At 43.3% G+C, this 2,375-nt stretch carries 4 protein-coding genes; 1 reads left to right on the forward strand and 3 read right to left on the reverse strand.

Annotated elements, in window-relative coordinates; all coding sequences use genetic code 11:
- Positions 1 to 62: 62 nt before the first annotated feature.
- Entirely contained in the window at positions 63 to 335 is a 273-nt protein-coding gene (yccX, locus tag QTO00_RS18115) for an acylphosphatase (RefSeq protein ID WP_331426023.1), read from the forward strand.
- A 27-nt stretch (positions 336 to 362) separates the two neighbouring features.
- Here yccX and QTO00_RS18120 read toward each other — a convergent pair whose 3' ends face one another.
- From QTO00_RS18120 to QTO00_RS18130, 3 genes are all read right to left on the reverse strand, one after another.
- A complete protein-coding gene (locus QTO00_RS18120) occupies positions 363 to 692 on the reverse strand; it encodes a TusE/DsrC/DsvC family sulfur relay protein (protein WP_331426024.1) in 330 nt (109 codons plus the stop codon).
- Between the two features lie 130 nt (positions 693 to 822).
- On the reverse strand, positions 823 to 1,485 hold the full coding sequence (locus QTO00_RS18125; protein WP_331426025.1) for a Bax inhibitor-1/YccA family protein: 663 nt from the start codon (positions 1,483 to 1,485) through the stop codon (positions 823 to 825).
- Between the two features lie 190 nt (positions 1,486 to 1,675).
- Positions 1,676 to 2,375: amino acid ABC transporter ATP-binding protein (locus QTO00_RS18130; protein WP_331426026.1), on the reverse strand; the 700-nt coding region annotated here is incomplete at its 5' end.

The raw sequence follows: 2,375 nt of genomic DNA on the forward strand, positions 1-2,375 counted from the left end.
GTATGGGTAAGAATAAGAGATATTTCTAATATATCATTGAGTTAAAAATAGAGGTATAGAGAATGGAACAAAGTTGCGAAAGGTTCACAGTCTCCGGTCTGGTTCAAGGTGTAGGCTTTCGTTACCACACCTCTTATCAAGGCCTAAAACTTGGGGCGACGGGCTATGCAAAGAACTTGTTTAATGGCGATGTCGAAGTGGTAGTGTGTGGTAATTCGCAGCAGATTGAAGCAATGGCGACATGGTTGGAACAAGGTCCTAGAAGTGCGCGAGTAGACAACTTAATCCGCGAGTCAATATCGTATAAGCCGTTTAAGGGATTTAAGATCCTATAGTGGGCTATAGAATCTTAATCACGAAATTTATAAGCACTTAGCTGGTTTTGGCAGTCCAGCAAGTTTGGTTGCTTGTTTTGCTGGTCCTTGCTTAAACAGCTTAAACAAGTATTTGCTGTTTCCTTTATCGGGGCCGTGCGCTTTTTCCATCGCTTTGACAAGCATGCGAACCGCTGGGGACGTATTGAACTCCTCGTAAAAGTCTCTCACAAAATGGACGACTTCGAGATGCGCATCGGTTAACTCAATACCTTCTTGCTCCGCCAGTATCGAAATCATCCCTTGTTCCCAATCTGTATGGTCGAGTAGGTAACCTTGAGCGTCAGTTTCGATTTGTTTGCCATTGTACTCAAACATTTTACGATCCTAATTAATATCAACTTCAACAGGGTAGCGCAGCATACCTTGATTGAACAAGATAGCAAGAAAGAAAAAGCCCGAAAGGGTTAGCTTTCGGGCTTGGGAGTTATCATCTGTCTATAACAAATTAGTCATCGTTCATAATGCCTAGAATGCTTAGTAGGCTGATGAAGATATTGTAGATAGATACGTACAGAGTCACTGTCGCAGAGATGTAGTTTGTTTCACCACCACGGATAATGCCTTGAGTGGTCATTAGAATTGCCATGGTAGAGAAGACGATGAACAAGCTGCTCAGCGCAAGGTGCAGAATCGTTGATTGGATAAAGAAGCTGGCAATCATACCTACTACAAGTACAACGAATAGCGATAGCATTAGACCGCCCATCATAGATAGGTCACGCTTAGTCGTTAGTGCGTAAGCGGAAGCCGCCATAAACGATAGTGCTGTACCACCCAAAGCCATCAGAACTACGTCGCCCATTCCTGCGCCAATATAGGCATTCAAAATTGGGCCTATGGTGTAACCAAGGAAGCCAGTGAATAGGAAGGTGAACACTAAGCCCATGCTGTTGTTGCGGTTCTTCTCAGTTAAGAAAAGTAAGCCGTAGAAACCGACAAGCATGATGATTAGGCCTGGGCGAGGAAGGTTCATCGCCATAGAAACACCAGCAACGACTGCTGACCATAGCAGTGTCATTGAAAGTAGTGCGTAGGTGTTACGCAGTACTTTGTTGGTCTGTAGAGCACTTTCTTGGCTAGAAGTGCGAGTAAACATAGGACTGTTCATAATCTTCCTCGTAAGATTTTATTTATATCTACATTTATGAGGTCGAATGACCAAAAGATCAAGCCTCACATGCTGTAGTAGCAAATTTAATAATAATAGAAATAGCAACTTATGTATTTTGAAATATGTAACACAATTTAACAACTAAAAAGGGGCGACCTTAGTCACCCCTTTGATTCAAGTCCCACTCTTAGTGGTGTAGAATCTGCGCTAGGAAGTTTTGCGTTCGATCTGACTGAGGATTCTCAAAGAAATCAACTGGGTTGTTCTCTTCAATTATCTCACCGGCATCCATAAAGATGACGCGATCGGCAACTTCTTTGGCAAAGCCCATTTCGTGAGTTACACAAAGCATGGTCATACCTTCTTCTGCTAACTCAACCATTACGTCAAGTACTTCACGTACCATCTCAGGGTCGAGTGCTGAAGTCGGCTCGTCAAATAACATAACTTGTGGGCTCATACATAGAGAGCGAGCAATTGCCACGCGCTGTTGTTGACCACCAGACAGTTGGCCTGGGAATTTGTCAGCTTGATCTGGAATCTTAACCCGCTCCAAATACTTCATCGCAATCGCTTCTGCTTCCTCTTTAGGCATCTTCTTCACCCAGATAGGAGCAAGCGTACAGTTTTCAAGCACTGTTAAGTGAGGGAAGAGGTTAAAGTGTTGGAAACACATGCCCACTTCACGACGAACGGCTTCAATGTTCTTCAAATCTTCCGTCAACTCGTTACCAGAAACGATAATCTGGCCTTTTTGGTGCTCTTCTAAACGGTTAATACAGCGAATCATAGTCGATTTACCTGAACCAGAAGGTCCACAAATTACGATTTTTTCGCCTTTCTTAACGTCTAGATTAATGTTTTTCAGTACGTGGAACTCCCCGTAC

The organism is Vibrio sp. M260118 (assembly GCF_036533755.1).
Classification (GTDB): Bacteria; Pseudomonadota; Gammaproteobacteria; order Enterobacterales; family Vibrionaceae; genus Vibrio.

Bases quoted from the DNA above. Each gene is read 5' to 3' on its own strand.
- yccX (WP_331426023.1), top strand. From the start codon at position 63: ATGGAACAAAGTTGCGAAAGGTTCACAGTCTCCGGTCTGGTTCAAGGT.
- QTO00_RS18120 (WP_331426024.1), bottom strand. From the start codon at position 692: ATGTTTGAGTACAATGGCAAACAAATCGAAACTGACGCTCAAGGTTAC.
- QTO00_RS18125 (WP_331426025.1), bottom strand. From the start codon at position 1,485: ATGAACAGTCCTATGTTTACTCGCACTTCTAGCCAAGAAAGTGCTCTA.